The organism is Candidatus Rickettsia tasmaniensis (genome assembly GCF_036857515.1).
GTDB lineage: Bacteria > Pseudomonadota > Alphaproteobacteria > Rickettsiales > Rickettsiaceae > Rickettsia > Rickettsia rickettsii.
Map to the genome: position 1 here is coordinate 21230 of NZ_JAQCNX010000022.1, position 16396 is coordinate 37625.

Consider the following 16396-nt stretch of genomic DNA (forward strand, 5'->3'; position numbering starts at 1 on the left):
TAGGGCGTCCTTGAAAAATAAACCTATAAAAACAAGTTTTTTTATAAATTTTAGTGGATTCCCGCTTTCGCGGGAATGACATAAACGAGCCATGCGAGCAACGCCGCTTTTAGCTAGGAATGACATAATCAAGTAGTAGACGGAAAAAACAGAAACACAAAGGTTTTAAATATGACGGATAACCAGGAAATCAAACCCAAAAAGTTGACACTTGGCAATTCAAAATTATCGCTTAGTAAGTCTTTTGACTCTCTTACAGGAGCTCAAAGCTTTGTTAATGCTAAATCTAAAACGCTAGTAGAAGTTAGAAAAAGCTCTACCGGTAGTGCTACTACCCTTTCATTAAATAAAGAAAGGAATAGCTTAGATCAAACTGTTATTGATGCTAATAAGGAAGAATTTAACAGACGTTTATCTATTCTTAAAAAAGCTGCTGAGCAATCTAAATTAAATGACCCTTCAAAAATAAGCACTTTAAGTAAACTTGCAAGTATTAACCAGTCTGCTAACTCAAAAATAGAACTGCTAGAAACTGATAAAGAAGTTGAACAAAAACAGCAAAATACCGAAGAAAATAAAGTAGAAGTTAGTGCTAAAATCGTTCAAGATGATGAAGATATACCGTCACAAATACCTAAAAAGAAAGAAGAAACTTTTGTAAAGTCTCCTTTAGTAGGAATGCGAACACGTTACGGTATAGAATCAGAGAAAGAATTAGATAAAACAGCAGATAGTAAAATAGTCGCACCAAAAATTAAGCTAGAAGAGCCAAAAAAATTCAAAAAAGCCGATCTTTTCAATATGCTTAGCGACGACGAAAGCGGCAGCGGTAGAACTAGAAGTCTTGCTTCTATAAAAAGAGCTAGAGAAAAAGAAAAGCGTCAATTAGTATCACAAGCACCTGAGAAAGTATATAGAGAAGTGACGATCCCGGAAGTTATCGGAGTCGGCGATCTTGCAAATGCTATGTCTGAAAGAGTGGCTGATGTAATTAAAGAATTAATGAAACTCGGTATTCTTGCAAATGCTAGCCAAACAATAGATGCCGATACGGCAGAACTAGTTGCAACAAATTTAGGGCATACGGTAAAAAGAGTCCAAGAGTCAGATGTTGAAAATGTTTTAATTAGTGATGATAAGGTTGAGGATTTAAGAACGCGTGCTCCGGTTGTGACGGTAATGGGTCATGTCAATCATGGTAAAACCTCATTGCTTGACGCTCTTAAGTCTACAGATATTGCTGCAGGTGAGCTAGGCGGAATTACACAACATATTGGGGCTTATAGAGTAACTCTTGCAGACGGTAGAGCAATTACTTTTATTGATACTCCGGGGCATGAAGCTTTTTCGGAAATGCGGTCAAGAGGTGCTAAAGTAACAGATATAGTTATTATAGTGGTCGCAGCAGATGATGGAATCAAAACGCAAACGGTTGAGGCAATTAATCATGCGAAAGCAGCGGGCGTTCCTATAATTGTAGCTATTAATAAGATTGATAAGCCTGATATTGATATTGAGCGTGTAAAGAACGAATTATATGTCCACGAAATTATCGGCGAAGAGGCAGGTGGTGACGTTATGGTTATTCCTATCTCGGTACTAAAGAAAATTAACTTAGATAAACTTGAAGAAGCAATTTTATTAATTGCAGAAATGCAGGATTTAAAGGCAAATCCTTTCGGTTCAGCTGCCGGTGTTGTAATCGAGTCAAAAATTGAACAAGGAAGAGGAACGCTAACCACTATATTAGTTCAGCGAGGTACTTTAAGAAACAGTGATATTATAATAGCTGGTACTTCTTACGGTAAAGTTAAAAAGATGACTAATGATAAGGGACTAGAAATAGTAGAAGCAACTCCTTCTGTTCCTGTAGAAATTCAGGGTTTAAATGAAGTGCCTTTTGCCGGTGATAAATTTAACATAGTACAAAATGAGAAACAAGCAAAAGATATAGCCGAATATAGAATGCGTCTTGCTAAAGAAAAAAAAATATCTATTGCACCGTGTTCAAGTTTAGAAGATTTGTTTTTAAAAGCTTCCGGTAATAGTAAAATTAAGGAATTACCTTTAATTATTAAAGGTGATGTTCAAGGGTCGGTTGAAGCTATTTCAGGTAGCTTATTAAAATTACCGAATGATGAGATAAAGCTTCGTATACTTCATAGCGGCGTAGGTCCGATAACGGAATCCGATGTATCTCTTGCACATGCTTCTTCAGCTATTATTGTCGGCTTTAACGTTAGAGCAGGGGCAAATGCCTTAACTGCCGCAGAAAAAGAAAAAGTCGATATTCGATATTATAGTATAATATATCATTTAATTGATGATATAAAAGCCATTATGAGCGGTATGCTTGATCCGATCATTAGAGAGCAGTATATCGGAAGCGCAGAAATTAGACAAATATTTAATATTACCAAAGTCGGCAAAATCGCTGGTAGCTATGTAACTAAAGGGATTATTAAGAAAGGAGCGGGCGTACGCTTATTACGTGATAATGTAGTCATTCATGAAGGAAAACTCAAAACTTTAAAACGCTTTAAAGATGAAGTTAAAGAAGTTAGAGAAGGATATGAGTGTGGTATAGCATTTGAAAATTACGAAGATATTAGAGAAGGAGATACAGTTGAAATTTTTGAGCTAATTCAAGAACAAAGACAATTATAATATACTCGTTGAACTTCAAAAATTGGCTACATTATCATACAAGTACTGCGGCGTTGTTGCATGGATACTACTAAATCGTCATTGCGAGTAGTCGTAGACTGCATGGCAATCTCATGAAATAATAACAAACTCCTGAGATTGCTTAGTCAATTACTTCGTAATTTCCTCGCAATGACGAAAAGTTAGAACCACGCAACAACGCCCTGCTTTCGCGGGCATGACATTCAATAGAATATCCCTTTTGGATAAATTAATCAATTTTAAGTAAAATATAATAAAAAGTTAATAATTATTAGCCTTTATCTTGACCTCCTCATAATTTCTATTATAATTCAATGCTGATTATTATAAATCAGAAATGAGGAAGAATTATGGCCATAACATCAATTTTTAATAAGTTACAAAATTTAATCCCACATAATACCTATCCAAAGTTAGCCTCCTATCTTGCTAACGATGAATTTGAGTTTATAACTTCTCCAAAGCAAACTACTAGTCAAGAAGAACATACTGATTTTTTAGCAGCGTTAGATAGTTCAATTAAGCAGTATGACGAAAAAAGTGCAAGATGTAATAAAAAAATAGTAGAAGCTCAAACTAAATATCCTTTTTTAAATTCTAAAATAATCTTCCAAGAAGCAGTAAAAGGTCAGTCGGATACTCTAGGCATCTCTCAAATCAGATTTACAGATATTTTAAATGAGCTTGATGGTAGTGAAAAAGTAACTAACACACCTGAAAGTAAAGGTTTTTTCAGTATATTTAGTTCATCATTAAAAACAGTTTATGATTTTGGAGTAAAGAGTTTTAATATTATAAAAAATACATCTAGTATTCTTTCTTCTAAAGTTGCTGAAACTTTTAATTTTGTGAGTAATTTAAATAATAACGCTGAAGAAACATTTAATCTCTTAGATCAAAATGAGCTTGATGGTAGTGAAAAAGTAACTAACACACCTGAAAGTAAAGGTTTTTTCAGTATATTTAGTTCATCATTAAAAACAGTTTATGATTTTGGAGTAAAGAGTTTTAATATTATAAAAAATACATCTAGTATTCTTTCTTCTAAAGTTGCTGAAACTTTTAATTTTGTGAGTAATTTAAATAATAACGCTGAAGAAACATTTAATCTCTTAGATCAACTTGAAACTCTTTCTGATAATGAGTTAGTAGAAGAAATTTTAAACACGTCTGAAAATGCATTAGATGAAGTTTTTGAAAAGATGACATATAAAAAATTGGCAGAATTAATTAATAATATTTCCGATGAACAAGCACAAAAATTAGTTAATTATATTTTGCCGGAGCATTTTGAAAAATTAATGAAATTTATTCCATTAGATAAATTAAATACATATATAGATACTACCCTTTCTTTAGAAGCGCTTACCGAGCAGGAACTAAAAAAAATATCAGATGAGGATATTTCTGATGAACAGCTTGAAAATATAATTATTTTAGCAGGAGAAGAAAAACTTGCAGAAAATTTTGATATTATTCCAAATAAAAATTTAGTAAGAATCATGAGTAATATTTCAAATGATAAGCTAGCAACAATAATTTCGCACGCCTCAGATGAAAGTCTAGTAAGAATCATTGATATTGTTAACTCGGATAATCATGATTTATCGAAATCATTAGTTGAGCAAATAATAGCCTTAATACACGACAAGAAGTGTGTAAAGCAAGAATCAGGTGCAGTATCTGATAGTGATTCCGGATTCTCTGATTGTGAAGATGAAATAGAAGTATCAGACAATCAAGTAGAACACGCTAATAGTGATTTTACTATGAAGTTATCAGGTGAGAAATTATCTTATAATTATTTTGGAGTCTTTAATTATGAAGATGATGTAGTATACGTATAATAAAGCTCTTATGTCATTTCGTTGATTACAGGAATCCAGTAAATGGATTCCTACTTTTAACTAAGAATGGCATAATTGATTGCGATTTTAGCATCAGGAGGGCGTATGTATAGTGGCTCGATAGAGCTATTTAATTTTACATCGCTCGACAATCTACTAGCAATATATCTACAGGTAACCCAAGCTTTAACTCGTGCAAAACGTGGCAAGGTTATTATATTCGGCAAAGGCATAATTTGGTGATATATAAATTCAAGTCCGCTACCGCAACAAACTATATTCCCTTTCTCATTTGTAAGCAGTTTTATAGCATATTCGAAATCTATCAATAACGGCTCTTCTATTTGTCCTGATTTATGAAAAACTTGCATATAAAGCTGTGAGCGATAAGCGTTTAAAAAGACATATATTTTATCATAATCTTTAACTTGAGTTATGGCTCTAAAATAAGCATATTCAAAATTGCTAACCGCTACTGCTTTAATATTCTCCTTGGAAAATAATATACCTTTAGCACTAGCAAGTCCTATTCTAATGCCGGTAAAGCTACCGGGTCCGTTAGTTACCGCTAAATAATCTAAATCATCATATGAACATTTAGCTAATTTCATCACGTCTTCTATCATCGGCATTAGATTTTCTGCTTGCATAGAAGGACGTAATTCTTCTATACATGCAAGGATATTCTCATTTTCGGATATTGCTACCGATGCAGTATTATTGGCTGTGTCAAATGCTAGTATTTTCATAGATTATTATTTGAATAAGTCACTATGTGTACTGGTATGTATATAGTGTACCGGGAAATTTTTGAAAAGCTCTTATGTCATTCCTGCGCAAGCAGGAATCCAGGCTAAAAAAATCTTGATTTTAAAGATTTTTTTATTATATTACTTTCTTCTTGAGTAAAGCTTCTTAGAAGCTTTACTCAACTGGATTCCCGCTTTCGCGGGAATGATATGGAACAAAATATAGTAGAGGTTTGCAGAATCATATTAAATTAAGCTTTTTATACATTTCTTTATACGCAGAATATTTATTAATATTTTAACCTTTTGCTGATTCTTCTAATATTTTTATTGATTCTGCATTTAATGCTTTTTCCTGTTCTATTTTATGATATATCGCTTTTCTTACAAAATTCATAATAGTATCATTTTTATGTGCAGTGTGAACTTTAAGAAAATGATGTAATTCGTTTGGTATATCTATGCTTAGTCTAGTCATATTACATACTTATTTAAGTAATTACTTAAGTAAGTATATCATAAAATAAGAAAAATAAAAGTAAAAATATAGTCTCTAAAAATTATTTAAAGTATATTCAATAAAAGTTTGGCGTGCTTCAACCTGTCTATTATTATGAAATAAATATCTATTAAAAAAATAGTTTGTTAGAGCTAAAGCTTGCCGTTTTTCTTCTAATGTAATCTCACTATTATCTGAAAGTAAAAATCTTGGTAACATCAATAATTTATCTTTATAAGGTTTTCCTACTTCATATGATAATGCTCTAGCTGATTTAGGTGATACATAGATTAAATCAGTTGTAACATGGCTCACGCCGCACTTGGTAAGATCAAGCTTATAACCCGTCTCGGCAAGTAAAGCTAGCTCAAAATTAATATAATCACGAAAACAAAAATTCTTTGATAAATTATCTAAATAGTTAATTAGAAATGAAAAAAATTTAGAATGTTCTTCTCTTTCATGAAATAACTCTTTGATTAAAGATATAATGGAATTAAAGGCATATAATTTAGCTTTATTTGTGATAAAATAACCGGTGTAAGATTTAATGAGTTCACATTTAGCCATGCCAATATGTTCATGTAATCTTGCCTGCCAAAGAAAATCTATAATATTCCCTTCTTGATATATAAATTTACTTTTTCTAGAAAATTCTTTTACAACTCCCGAATATAAACCATGACTTTTAGTAAAAACCGTAATAATAAATGTATTTTCTTTCAAAGGTTTTTTAGCAATTATTACTCCTATATCTTTGATATTCATGGTTTTTTTTATTAAATTTTCGTCATTACGAGGAAATGTAGGCTTTGTTGCATGGATAGGTTTATCTGTCATTGCAAGGAAAATTACGGAGTAATTGACGAAGCAGACCAGTTAAAAATGCTAATTTTTAGCATTTTTTTAATTATTTTCTGGATTGCCGTGCTCCTTTCAGTCGCTCGCAATGACGGTTTGATATCCGTACAACAACCCCCTAGCTTCCTCAGAATTCCCTGTATATGATATATTCTTATACCCTAGTTTGATTGCAGTAAATAAAGCGGCGTGATCCTCTCCTACATTTACGGTAAGATCTAAAACTTTTTCCGGAAATTCTTTACTTAGAGTTTTAAACATGTAATCAATTGTTAGCATACCGTAATATTTTACGCTAGAGGCATGATTTGTTAATATCAGCTGCTCTTCTACACTAGATAAAAAATTACGTGCTTCTTCCAAATTTCTTATTTCATAAACTATACTCATTTAATTATCTCTTTTAGGTCCTTTAAATGTGAGACGGAAGATATAAAGTCATACGTTAAATTTTCAAATTTAGAGCAGATAATCTTATTAAATCCAAGTTTTACGGCTTCTTTTATTCTTGTTCCTGCTTTTGCGGTTTTTCTTATTTCACCCGATAAGCTTATTTCGCCGAAAAAGACGCTATGTTCGGGTACAGGTTTGCCGGTTGCAGCAGATATTAAGCTTGCTGTTACTGCTAAATCAGAGGCAGGATCGGCAATTTTAAGTCCCCCTGCAATGCTTAAATATACCTCATAATTAGCAAGATTAAGTCCTATCCTACTACTAAGCACGGCAAGTATCATTGATAACCTATTAGCATCCCAGCCCACCGCAGAGCGTCTAGGAGTTACCATATTTGAGGGTACTATAAGGGCTTGTACTTCCATAAGTAACGGTCTTGAACCTTCGATTCCTGCAAAAATAGACGTACCTATAACGTTCTGTTCTCGCTTCATTAAAAATAGTTCAGACGGATTTGTTACTTCAATAAGCCCGCTGCCGCTCATCTCAAATACTCCTATTTCACCCACACTGCCAAAACGATTTTTATATGAGCGTAAAATACGGAAATGATTATTATGATCTCCCTCAAAATATAGTACGGTATCAACTAAATGTTCAAGTATCTTAGGACCTGCTAGTTGTCCGTCTTTAGTGACGTGACAGCTTAATAAAATAATTATATTGTTTTGCTTAGCATAATTAACAAGCTCATTTGCACATGTACGAATTTGCGAAACAGTGCCTGGAGGCGATGATAATTCTTTTGTGGTAATTGTTTGAATAGAATCAATCACTATTAAATCAATATTATTTTTATTAACTTCTATACTCGCAATAATATCTTCCAAATTAGTAGCTGCTAAAATATCGGTATTATAGTTAGTTAGGTTTAGCCTTATGGCTCTTAATTTTATTTGGTCTAACGATTCTTCGCCCGTTATATATAAGCAATTCATCTTTGATACAAAGTTACTTGCTGCTAGCTGTAGTAACAAAGTAGATTTGCCTATACCAGGGTCTCCTCCTATTAATATAGCAGAACCAAGCACTAAACCGCCGCCTAGTACTCTATTTAATTCATCTATAGGGGTAGGGATGCGTAACTGCTCGGTTACATGCCCTGAAAGCTTATCGAAGTCTTGCTTGCTACCGACTTTAACAATTGCTTGATTTGCACTTACTATCTCTTCGACAATACTACCCCATACACCGCAATCAAAGCACTGCCCTGACCATTTAGGACTAATATTTCCACAGTTAGAACATATGTAATGCTTTTTGGTCATGTTTGTTTTTTAATGTCTTGTTACGCGGTTCTATGTCATTCCCACGAAAGCGGGAATCCAGAAAAAATAACCTTAATACAGGTACAAAATTACATACTATTAATAAAATAAAAATATAAAAACAAGTTTTTATATTTTATATGTTTTGCTGGATTCCCGCCTTTGCGGGAATGACGGTAAAGCTCAAAACCAACAGCTTACTCTTACCATATAGTTTTTCACGTATAATTTCAATATTTTCATCTAAAACATAATCATCTGTTTTAGCCATCTCAATAACTATAATAGTACCGTCTTTGAGCCAATTATTTTTTATCAGCAGTTTCATTACTTTAGGCACTATATTTTTATGATAAGGGGGGTCTATAAAGACAAGATCAAATGATTTATTAGACATCTTCCCAAACTTCGCTTCTAGAGGTAATTTAGACGTCGATCCGGTACTCGCATCCTCACGTACTAGTGTGTACGCTGCGGTGCTGCGTTCCGTGTCTCCTTTAGCTCCCTCTCTATAAGCTGGTTTAAAAAGATGTCTAGTAGCTTTCGGTAGATTTAAAGCATTAATATTAACGAAATTAACATTATTTTCAATGTTTAGAGATTTAGCAAATCCTTCTGCTATTTTTAATGAGGATGTATCAATATCAATTAAGGTAGCAAAACCTGCTCCTCTTGATAGGCTCTCAAAAGCAAGGCTACCGCTACCGGCAAATAAATCGAGAATGTGAGTATTTTCGTTAAATAATTTATTACCGGTAAACTCACCGGAGGTTAATATACTAAATATTGCCTCTTTGAGCTTACCGGTAGAAGGTCGATATTTGATATTTTTAGCGGTAGGTATAATTTGGTTTCTATATTTACCGGATATTATTTTTAACACTTATTTAGTTATATGCTTCTTTTGTTAAGCGTAATTTTTTTTCGTCTTTTATTTTTGTGGCAAATCCTTTGCCTTGAGTGTTAGGCTTAAATTTTGCTGCGAATGTATTAGATTTTGCTTGTTGTTTTTCTACAGTTTTATCTTTCTTTTCTTTTATTTCTACTTTTGGCGTTACTTGGTTTAAATTATTTTGTGCTTGTTTTAAAAGATCTTGTTCTTTAGCTTTATCAATATTATTATTTACATTATTTAAATTTTCTTCCCTTTCTTTAGATTTTTCTGCCTCAGATTTTTGTCTTGCTTGTTGTTTTTCTGTTACTAATTCATCAATATTTTCAGGAGGCGGTGAGATATATTTATCTATACTACTAGTTAAGTTTTCAAATGACTTCTGAAGATTGCGTAAAGGTTTTTGAGTGAGTTTATAAGTTCCGGTAGCGACTAGCCCTCCGGCCAAAATACCTGCTCCTAGAATGACAGCTTTAGTAGTAAGGGCCGTGCCGGTGACCAATAACACAGGCATTGCTACGAAAGGTGCAGCTGCTACTGCAAGACCCGCTACTACGGCAAGTCCTACTAAAAATTTTTTACTTGCTAAAAAATTTGTTACGCGGCTAATTCCTGATGTAGTACTTTTAGCAAGTTTTGTACAAAGCTGTCCTACTCCGGTTTTCAGAAACCAACCGCTTTTCTCTCTTGCATGAATTTTATCTTGTAATTTAGCATGTTCGTTAACATTGACAGATGTTTTTTTACCGTCTTTATCTTGATGATCTAAATTCCCTTTAGCCTCACCTTTAGTATCATGCATCTTTGTAGCATCGTTGATTTTTGCTTTATCAAAATCTGCTCCTTCTTTATTAATTCCAGCTAGATTTGCTGCTTTTAGATTCGTTTGTTTTAGATTTGCTTCTTTAAATATAGCCTCGGCTGCTTCCACTGCTTGCATATCGGCATTTTCCAACACTGCTTTAGTGAAATCGGCTTTAGTAAGATCGGCACGCTGCATAATTGCATTTTTAAGGTTAGCTTCCTTAGCATTAATATTTTTAGCAATAGCATCCGAAATATTTAATCCTTCGGCTTCTGCTTTTTCTAAAGTAGCATTACTTAACTTAGCAAATTGTGCAGTTGCATTAGTAAGCGTAGCGTTTGTAAGATCGGCATATTCAAGATTTGCTTTATCAAGCTGTGTTTTTGTTAAATCAGCGTTCTTAAGTTTAACACGCTGCATTATAGCTTCTCTTAAGTCAGCTTCTTTTAAAGATAGTATATTTTCAAATTCAGCATCGCTAAAATAGGCATTTCTTGCAGTTATGCCTTGCATGTTACATTGCTCTTTAAATTTTGCTTCTAATGCATGTGTTTTATTCATAAAAACATTTTCAAGATCAGTAGAAACGATATTTGCTTGATCTAGAAGTGCATTATTTAAAACTACCCCCTGCATTTGAACTCTTTGCATATCTGCATAAGCAAGCGATATACCGGTAAGATTAGAATTTTTCCATTCTGAATCTTTAATAATTAACTTTTCGGCATCGGCATTAACCATCATAACCGCATTAAATTTGCTATTTGTTACCTCTACTTCAGATAAATCTACTTTAGGCATGTAAGCTCTCGACATATCACTATTTTCAATTTTGCTCTTTTTAAGATCAGCAAAAAGAAATCCTGCGTTACGAGCCGTAACATTTTGAAAAACGGCATTTTGTAAATTAGCTCCTTCAAAATTAGTAAAATCTAAATTACAATTTGAGATTTTAATATTCTCTAAGTTGGCTGAAGCAAATAATGTATTCTTCAGATTAAGATTAGTAAGAGTTTTACCTGATAAATTAATCGCTGAAAGATCAGGAACTATATTTAAATCTTCTGAAAGATTTTTTTGCTTCCTAACAAGTTCGGTAAGAGATAATTTTGTATTGGATTGTTTTGCTGCTTCAGCTAAATATAGATCAAATTCGGCAGAAGTTAATTTTATATATTCTTTCGGTATATCTCGCTCTTTGGCAGTCGAACCTATAATATATGATGGGTCTAGTTTTATTTGTATTTCTTCGTCTTTTAACTGCTCAAAAATACCATCTAAACCCTTACCGCAGAACATTCTAAGATTATCTAAAGCATATACTTCAGTTTCTAATTTGTTTACTTCATGCTGTAACTTGTTGATTTTTTCTAGTTTGTTTTGTCGGTTTCTAGTAATAGTTTCTGCACTATTCCAAAAAGCATTTAAAAGATTGGTAGTAATCCCAGGATTATCTAAATTTTGCTTTAGAGTTTCTAACTCTTCTTGCTTAGTCTTTAGCTCTTTTGATTTGATTTCCCATAAAGTTTTTTCGTCTTCTCCAGCCAAAATATATTTCTTTGTCTTCGTAGCTTCATCTATAACTATTTCTTTGATATATTCTTTTTCTAAATCTTTATCTATATATTGATTTAATCTTTCAAGATCTGAAAAAGATAGTTTTATATCTCGTATTTTATCTTTGAGATTGGGGATTTTATAGTTATTATAATCATAATCTTTATAATTAAAATCTGTATAATGAAGATTTGCTCCTCTAAAGTCGGTACCGATAAATGTACAATCATTAAATTTTACATTTGTTAAATCTGAATCACATAATATGGTATTTGTTAAGTCACAATTATTAAATACGGCATCTGTTAGTATTGTACCTTGAAAATTAGCATTGGCTAAATCTGCGTTAATTTCCATATTTTCTAAACTAGTAATGATAATTTTATCATTATCTTCAGCGAAATATTTATTTTTGATAAAATCATTTAGCAAGACACTAGGGTTATCTTTTATATAACCAAGGTAATCGTTTAGGTCTTTTTCTTCACATTTATATATATTAAGATTTGTCATATGTATTCTATATGATTAGTTAAAATGTATTAATAATAACACATTACTAATTATTTTTCCAGTATCTTATTATTTATTTCTTTATAATCTCCGGGTTTTAGATTATCTATTGTAAAACTACCATATTGAATCCTAATTAATTTGTTAACTTTTAGTCCAAAATACTTGAATATTCTTCTAATTTCACGATTTTTTCCTTCAAATAAAACTACTTCAAACCAAGAATTAGTCTTATTTTTCTTAAGTAATTTTATCGAATGAGGGTTATAAAATATCCGGTCAATTTCTAAATTTTTATAATTGCTTTTTAGTAGAATATCAGACTTCCCATACGCCCTAACATGATATACTCGCTTTAACCTACTTGAGGGGAGCTCAAACTGACGTGCTAAATCACCGCTATTAGTTAGTAATAATAAACCTTCGCTATTTAAATCCAGCCTACCTATTGAAATAACACGAGGTAAACCGGTTAGCTGTTCAAACACCGTTTTACGAGATAAAGGATCTTTATGAGTGGTAATTAAACCAACAGGTTTGTAATAAATCCAAAGCCTTGGTTTGTGTATATTATTGATTAATGTGCCTGATACTTCAATTTGATTACTAATATCAACATTTGTAGCCGGTGATAAAATTGTAACGCCGTCTACTTTTACCTGTCCTTCAACTATCAGCTTTTCAGCATCACGCCTAGAACAAACTCCTGCATTACTAATTACTTTAGCTAATCTATGCATTTTTAAATATAGTAAATTTCAATAGACCTCTTCCCAAGCGTCGCTTCTAGAGGTAATTTATACGTCGATCCGGTACTCGTATCTTCACGTATTTCTATATACGCTGTGGTGCTGTGTTCCGTGTCTTCTTTAAATTCCTATCTATAAGCTAGTTTGGGAAGAGGTCTAATAAGAATATATAAAAATACCCTTAAAAAGCAATATTAATAATTTTACATAAATTATTAATATAATTATACTATACCGCTACATATGTTTTAACAAAATTATACGAATGTTAATTTTACTTATCAAAACTTTTTATTCTTTAAAATTCTTATCTTCTTTTTTTAGCTGATTTTCTTTTTAGCAAAAATTAAGTCCTTTGCTTTAATCTAAACTTCATTAAATTATGCAAAAACTTATTGGTTCAATCCTGTTAATTTCAGGTACTTGTATAGGTAGCGGTATGATAGCACTACCCATGGTATTAGCAAAATTAGGTATAATACCTAGTATAATATTGATGTTTATAATTTGGTTTATAATGTATTATACTTCTTTAATTAACCTAGAGATTAATCTTCAAGCGGGTAAAGGCTTAACACCTGGGCATTGGGAAAATATTTTTCAGGACATACTGCTCAAATCATCGGTACGGTAAGCCTTAAGCTCCTTTCATATGCTTTACTTGCAGTATTTATATACGGAGGCTCTTCAATATTACAGTAGCTTTAAATACAAGTATAACTTATATAGGAGCATGGTGTATTATTATTACCTCTAAAGTTAGTAGATTATATAAATCGGGTACTATTTAATCGGATTGCTTATAATAATTGCAATTTTAGTTATTGGACTTGTTTCTATGATTCAGTGGGATAATTTACTGTTATTCTCACCAAATTATAAAGAAATATCTATATGGGGTGTAGTCACTCTGGTAGTTTTTACTTCATTTGGTTTCCAAGTAATCTTCCATACCTTAACTAATTATTGTAACAAAAATGCTAAAGACGGCGTTTTTATTTGGAAGCTTAATTCCTGCAATAGTATATATAATTTGGACTTGTAGTATTCTTATTGTAGCACATCATAATAATCCAACATTTTATCAACAAATGATTACCAGTAATGTAGAAGTCGGAGATTTAAGTAATATAGCAAAATGGCCGTCCGTACAATTATTAGTTTGGATAATTTTAACTCTTGCTATCGTTACATCAATACTCGGAGTAGGAGTAGGGCTATGTGATTCCCTTAAAACTATGTTTATGAATTCGATACCGAATGTAGTAATGCGTAATATGACCGCTTCTATCGTTACTATATTACCAGCTTATATTGTAGCAGTAGTAGTACCTAATGCTTTTATTATAATTTTAGGATTTGCTGGTATGATTCTTGTAATTATTGCAATTTTATTACCGGTTTATCTGTTATATAAAGCAAAGATAAATAATTTATTATCTTGAATTACAAAAACAATATCTAATTATTATATGCGTAATCGTCGAAATGCTTATAAATGGGCTATGAACTTGTTAATATAGTAACTAAATAATAAGGCTATTTATTATTTATAAATATACTAATAATATTGAAAAATAGGAATTTTGTAAATATAAATATTATGATAATAGGAAATAATATAGAAACAATCAAATATGTAGGAAATAACGGGCAAATATCCCTGGGGAAGAAATATGCAGGAAAACAGATACAAGTTTTAACCTTAAGTGACGGTACTATAATAATAAAGCCTGGTAAGTTCATTCCTGATAATAAGATGTGGCTTTATAGGAACAATAATAACGAGATGCTTGATAAAGCAATAGGATGGACAGAAAAAAATAAAAGATAAACATCGTCATTGCGAGGAAGGTATGAAGTAACTGACGAAGCAATCTCGGGAAAAATTCCTGAGATTGCCACGCTCACTAACGTTTGCTTGCAATGACGATTTGGTATCCACGCAATAATGACGTAAAGCAATTCTGAGTTAATTAGAGTTAAAAGTTCTTGTCTCCAAATTACCAAATTTAGAAAATTGACTATCATAATAAAGCGGAACATTTCCAACTGGTCCATTACGATGTTTTGCAACAATTATATCGGCAATATTATATACTTTGTTGAGCTTATCTAACCATTCAGCATGTTTAGCATCGCCTGCTGCCGGTTCTTTTCTAGTTAAATAATATTCTTCACGATAAATAAACATTACTATATCAGCATCCTGTTCTATAGTTCCCGATTCTCGAAGATCGGATAGCATAGGTTTTTTATCCTCACGTAGTTCTACCGCTCTTGAAAGCTGAGATAACGCAATAACCGGAATATTTAACTCTTTTGCTATTGCTTTTAAACCTTGGGTTATTTCTGAAATCTCGCTAACTCTATTTTCAGATTTACTTACTCCTCTAATTAATTGTAAATAATCAATAAATAATATACCGAGATTATGCTTGCGTTTCATTCTTCTAGCTCTTGTTCTTATAGCGGAAATAGATAGAGCAGGGGTATCATCGATAAAAAATTGTAATTCCGATAAAGTATTTGCTTCCTTGCGAAGACGGTTATATTTTTCTTCACCTAGAATCCCCGTACGAAGAGAAGTAGAATCAATTTCTGCACACATTGAAAGTAGACGTGTGGTTAGCTGTTCTGAGGACATTTCTAAAGAGAAAAAACCTACTGACTGAATTTCTTGATTATCTCTAATATTTCTAAGACGCATATTATTACAGGCATTAAGTGCAAGATTTATAGCAAATGCCGTTTTACCCATTGACGGACGTCCTGCAAGAATTATAAGATCGGAATTATGAAAGCCGCATAATTTATTATCTAGATCAATCAAACCAGTAGATATACCGATTACATGATCATTATTTTTCATAGCCCTATTAATACTAGCTAGTGACTCTGAAATAGATATACCGATTTTGGTAAAACTTTTTTCATTCAAGCCTTCGCTAGCTAAATCGTAAAGTTTAGCTTCGGCATGTTCAATCTGTTCCTTTGCTTCAACTTCTAATGAAGAATTATAGGCATTATTTACTACTTCTTCACCGATATTTATTAAATTACGCTTTATTGCTAAATCATATATTATTTTACCATAATCAACCGGGTTTATTACCATCATTGACATAGTTATCAATTTTGCTAAATACTCCGCTCCTTCTACTTCTTGAAATAGTTCATCTTGAGTTAACATACTACGTAAAGTAATAGGTGTAGCTGTCAGCCCTTTTTCAGTAATTTTCTCAATTGCCTTATAGATTTTTTGATGAATAGGTTCAAAAAAATGTTCATCACGTAAAAATTCCGATACGTAATTTAGTAATTCGTTATTGGTTAAAATCGCCCCAAGTAGCATTTGCTCTGCTTGAACATTTGAAGGTAAAACCCTTGGTATAGGTAAATTATCTTCGTTATCAGCTAATATATTTGTTTCGTTATTTATTTTATTACGTGCCATTGTTGTTTGTTAAATTATTATATGGTTTGAAAAAGGTTTGAAAAAAGAAGCCCTTTAT

13 protein-coding genes and 2 pseudogenes are annotated in these 16396 nt (G+C 32.1%); 5 read left to right on the forward strand and 10 right to left on the reverse strand.

Annotation, left to right across the window (positions count from 1 at the left end):
* The first annotated feature begins 171 nt into the window (after positions 1 to 171).
* Both infB and srfC read left to right on the forward strand, forming a co-directional pair.
* Entirely contained in the window at positions 172 to 2667 is a 2496-nt protein-coding gene (infB, locus tag O6R16_RS05865) for a translation initiation factor IF-2 (RefSeq protein ID WP_499680396.1), read from the forward strand.
* Between the two features lie 371 nt (positions 2668 to 3038).
* Positions 3039 to 4535 (forward strand): SrfC family effector protein, encoded by a 1497-nt coding sequence (gene srfC / locus O6R16_RS05870; RefSeq protein WP_499680397.1) that lies wholly within the window; start codon positions 3039 to 3041, stop codon positions 4533 to 4535.
* Between the two features lie 56 nt (positions 4536 to 4591).
* Here srfC and tsaB read toward each other — a convergent pair whose 3' ends face one another.
* From tsaB to O6R16_RS05915, 9 genes and pseudogenes are all read right to left on the reverse strand, one after another.
* Positions 4592 to 5284 (reverse strand): tRNA (adenosine(37)-N6)-threonylcarbamoyltransferase complex dimerization subunit type 1 TsaB, encoded by a 693-nt coding sequence (tsaB, locus tag O6R16_RS05875; protein ID WP_499680398.1) that lies wholly within the window; start codon positions 5282 to 5284, stop codon positions 4592 to 4594.
* A gap of 298 nt (positions 5285 to 5582) precedes the next feature.
* Complete coding sequence (locus tag O6R16_RS05880) at positions 5583 to 5762, reverse strand: hypothetical protein (protein ID WP_499680399.1); 180 nt, start codon at positions 5760 to 5762, stop codon at positions 5583 to 5585.
* A gap of 75 nt (positions 5763 to 5837) precedes the next feature.
* A complete protein-coding gene (gene recO, locus O6R16_RS05885; RefSeq protein ID WP_499680423.1) occupies positions 5838 to 6551 on the reverse strand; it encodes a DNA repair protein RecO in 714 nt (237 codons plus the stop codon).
* Positions 6552 to 6618: 67 nt separating this feature from the next.
* Positions 6619 to 6747: pseudogene (locus O6R16_RS05890) on the reverse strand (lytic transglycosylase domain-containing protein); the annotation flags it as partial.
* Entirely contained in the window at positions 6720 to 7034 is a 315-nt protein-coding gene (locus O6R16_RS05895; protein ID WP_499680400.1) for a hypothetical protein, read from the reverse strand. The gene O6R16_RS05895 and the pseudogene O6R16_RS05890, both read right to left, overlap by 28 nt.
* On the reverse strand, positions 7031 to 8365 hold the full coding sequence (gene radA, locus O6R16_RS05900) for a DNA repair protein RadA (protein WP_499680401.1): 1335 nt from the start codon (positions 8363 to 8365) through the stop codon (positions 7031 to 7033). The genes O6R16_RS05895 and radA overlap by 4 nt, the downstream gene beginning before the upstream one ends.
* Before the next feature lie 136 nt (positions 8366 to 8501).
* On the reverse strand, positions 8502 to 9248 hold the full coding sequence (locus tag O6R16_RS05905; protein WP_499680402.1) for an RsmD family RNA methyltransferase: 747 nt from the start codon (positions 9246 to 9248) through the stop codon (positions 8502 to 8504).
* Positions 9249 to 9252: 4 nt separating this feature from the next.
* Positions 9253 to 12132: an effector protein SrfD gene (srfD, locus tag O6R16_RS05910; RefSeq protein WP_499680403.1), complete on the reverse strand. Its 2880-nt coding sequence runs from the start codon at positions 12130 to 12132 to the stop codon at positions 9253 to 9255.
* Positions 12133 to 12182: 50 nt separating this feature from the next.
* A complete protein-coding gene (locus O6R16_RS05915; RefSeq protein WP_499680404.1) occupies positions 12183 to 12872 on the reverse strand; it encodes a pseudouridine synthase in 690 nt (229 codons plus the stop codon).
* A gap of 391 nt (positions 12873 to 13263) precedes the next feature.
* On the opposite strand from O6R16_RS05915, the gene O6R16_RS05920 reads away from it, so the two are divergent.
* The 3 genes and pseudogenes from O6R16_RS05920 to O6R16_RS05930 all read left to right on the forward strand — a co-directional run bounded on the left by O6R16_RS05920 (position 13264) and on the right by O6R16_RS05930 (position 14715).
* Positions 13264 to 13515 (forward strand): aromatic amino acid transport family protein, encoded by a 252-nt coding sequence (locus O6R16_RS05920; RefSeq protein ID WP_499680405.1) that lies wholly within the window; start codon positions 13264 to 13266, stop codon positions 13513 to 13515.
* Between the two features lie 204 nt (positions 13516 to 13719).
* Positions 13720 to 14326: pseudogene (locus O6R16_RS05925) on the forward strand (aromatic amino acid transport family protein).
* A 158-nt stretch (positions 14327 to 14484) separates the two neighbouring features.
* Complete coding sequence (locus tag O6R16_RS05930; protein ID WP_499680406.1) at positions 14485 to 14715, forward strand: hypothetical protein; 231 nt, start codon at positions 14485 to 14487, stop codon at positions 14713 to 14715.
* A 138-nt stretch (positions 14716 to 14853) separates the two neighbouring features.
* Here the strand turns inward: O6R16_RS05930 and O6R16_RS05935 are convergent, their stop codons facing one another.
* Positions 14854 to 16338: a replicative DNA helicase gene (locus tag O6R16_RS05935; RefSeq protein WP_499680407.1), complete on the reverse strand. Its 1485-nt coding sequence runs from the start codon at positions 16336 to 16338 to the stop codon at positions 14854 to 14856.
* Positions 16339 to 16396: the final 58 nt, after the last annotated feature.

What these genes read in the sequence shown, in the direction of transcription:
- O6R16_RS05915 (WP_499680404.1), bottom strand. Translation starts at nt 12,872, where the DNA reads ATGCATAGATTAGCTAAAGTAATTAGTAATGCAGGAGTTTGTTCTAGG.
- O6R16_RS05880 (WP_499680399.1), bottom strand. Translation starts at nt 5,762, where the DNA reads ATGACTAGACTAAGCATAGATATACCAAACGAATTACATCATTTTCTT.
- O6R16_RS05935 (WP_499680407.1), bottom strand. Translation starts at nt 16,338, where the DNA reads ATGGCACGTAATAAAATAAATAACGAAACAAATATATTAGCTGATAAC.
- srfD (WP_499680403.1), bottom strand. Translation starts at nt 12,132, where the DNA reads ATGACAAATCTTAATATATATAAATGTGAAGAAAAAGACCTAAACGAT.
- radA (WP_499680401.1), bottom strand. Translation starts at nt 8,365, where the DNA reads ATGACCAAAAAGCATTACATATGTTCTAACTGTGGAAATATTAGTCCT.
- O6R16_RS05895 (WP_499680400.1), bottom strand. Translation starts at nt 7,034, where the DNA reads ATGAGTATAGTTTATGAAATAAGAAATTTGGAAGAAGCACGTAATTTT.
- infB (WP_499680396.1), top strand. Translation starts at nt 172, where the DNA reads ATGACGGATAACCAGGAAATCAAACCCAAAAAGTTGACACTTGGCAAT.
- srfC (WP_499680397.1), top strand. Translation starts at nt 3,039, where the DNA reads ATGGCCATAACATCAATTTTTAATAAGTTACAAAATTTAATCCCACAT.
- O6R16_RS05920 (WP_499680405.1), top strand. Translation starts at nt 13,264, where the DNA reads ATGCAAAAACTTATTGGTTCAATCCTGTTAATTTCAGGTACTTGTATA.
- O6R16_RS05930 (WP_499680406.1), top strand. Translation starts at nt 14,485, where the DNA reads ATGATAATAGGAAATAATATAGAAACAATCAAATATGTAGGAAATAAC.
- tsaB (WP_499680398.1), bottom strand. Translation starts at nt 5,284, where the DNA reads ATGAAAATACTAGCATTTGACACAGCCAATAATACTGCATCGGTAGCA.
- recO (WP_499680423.1), bottom strand. Translation starts at nt 6,551, where the DNA reads ATGAATATCAAAGATATAGGAGTAATAATTGCTAAAAAACCTTTGAAA.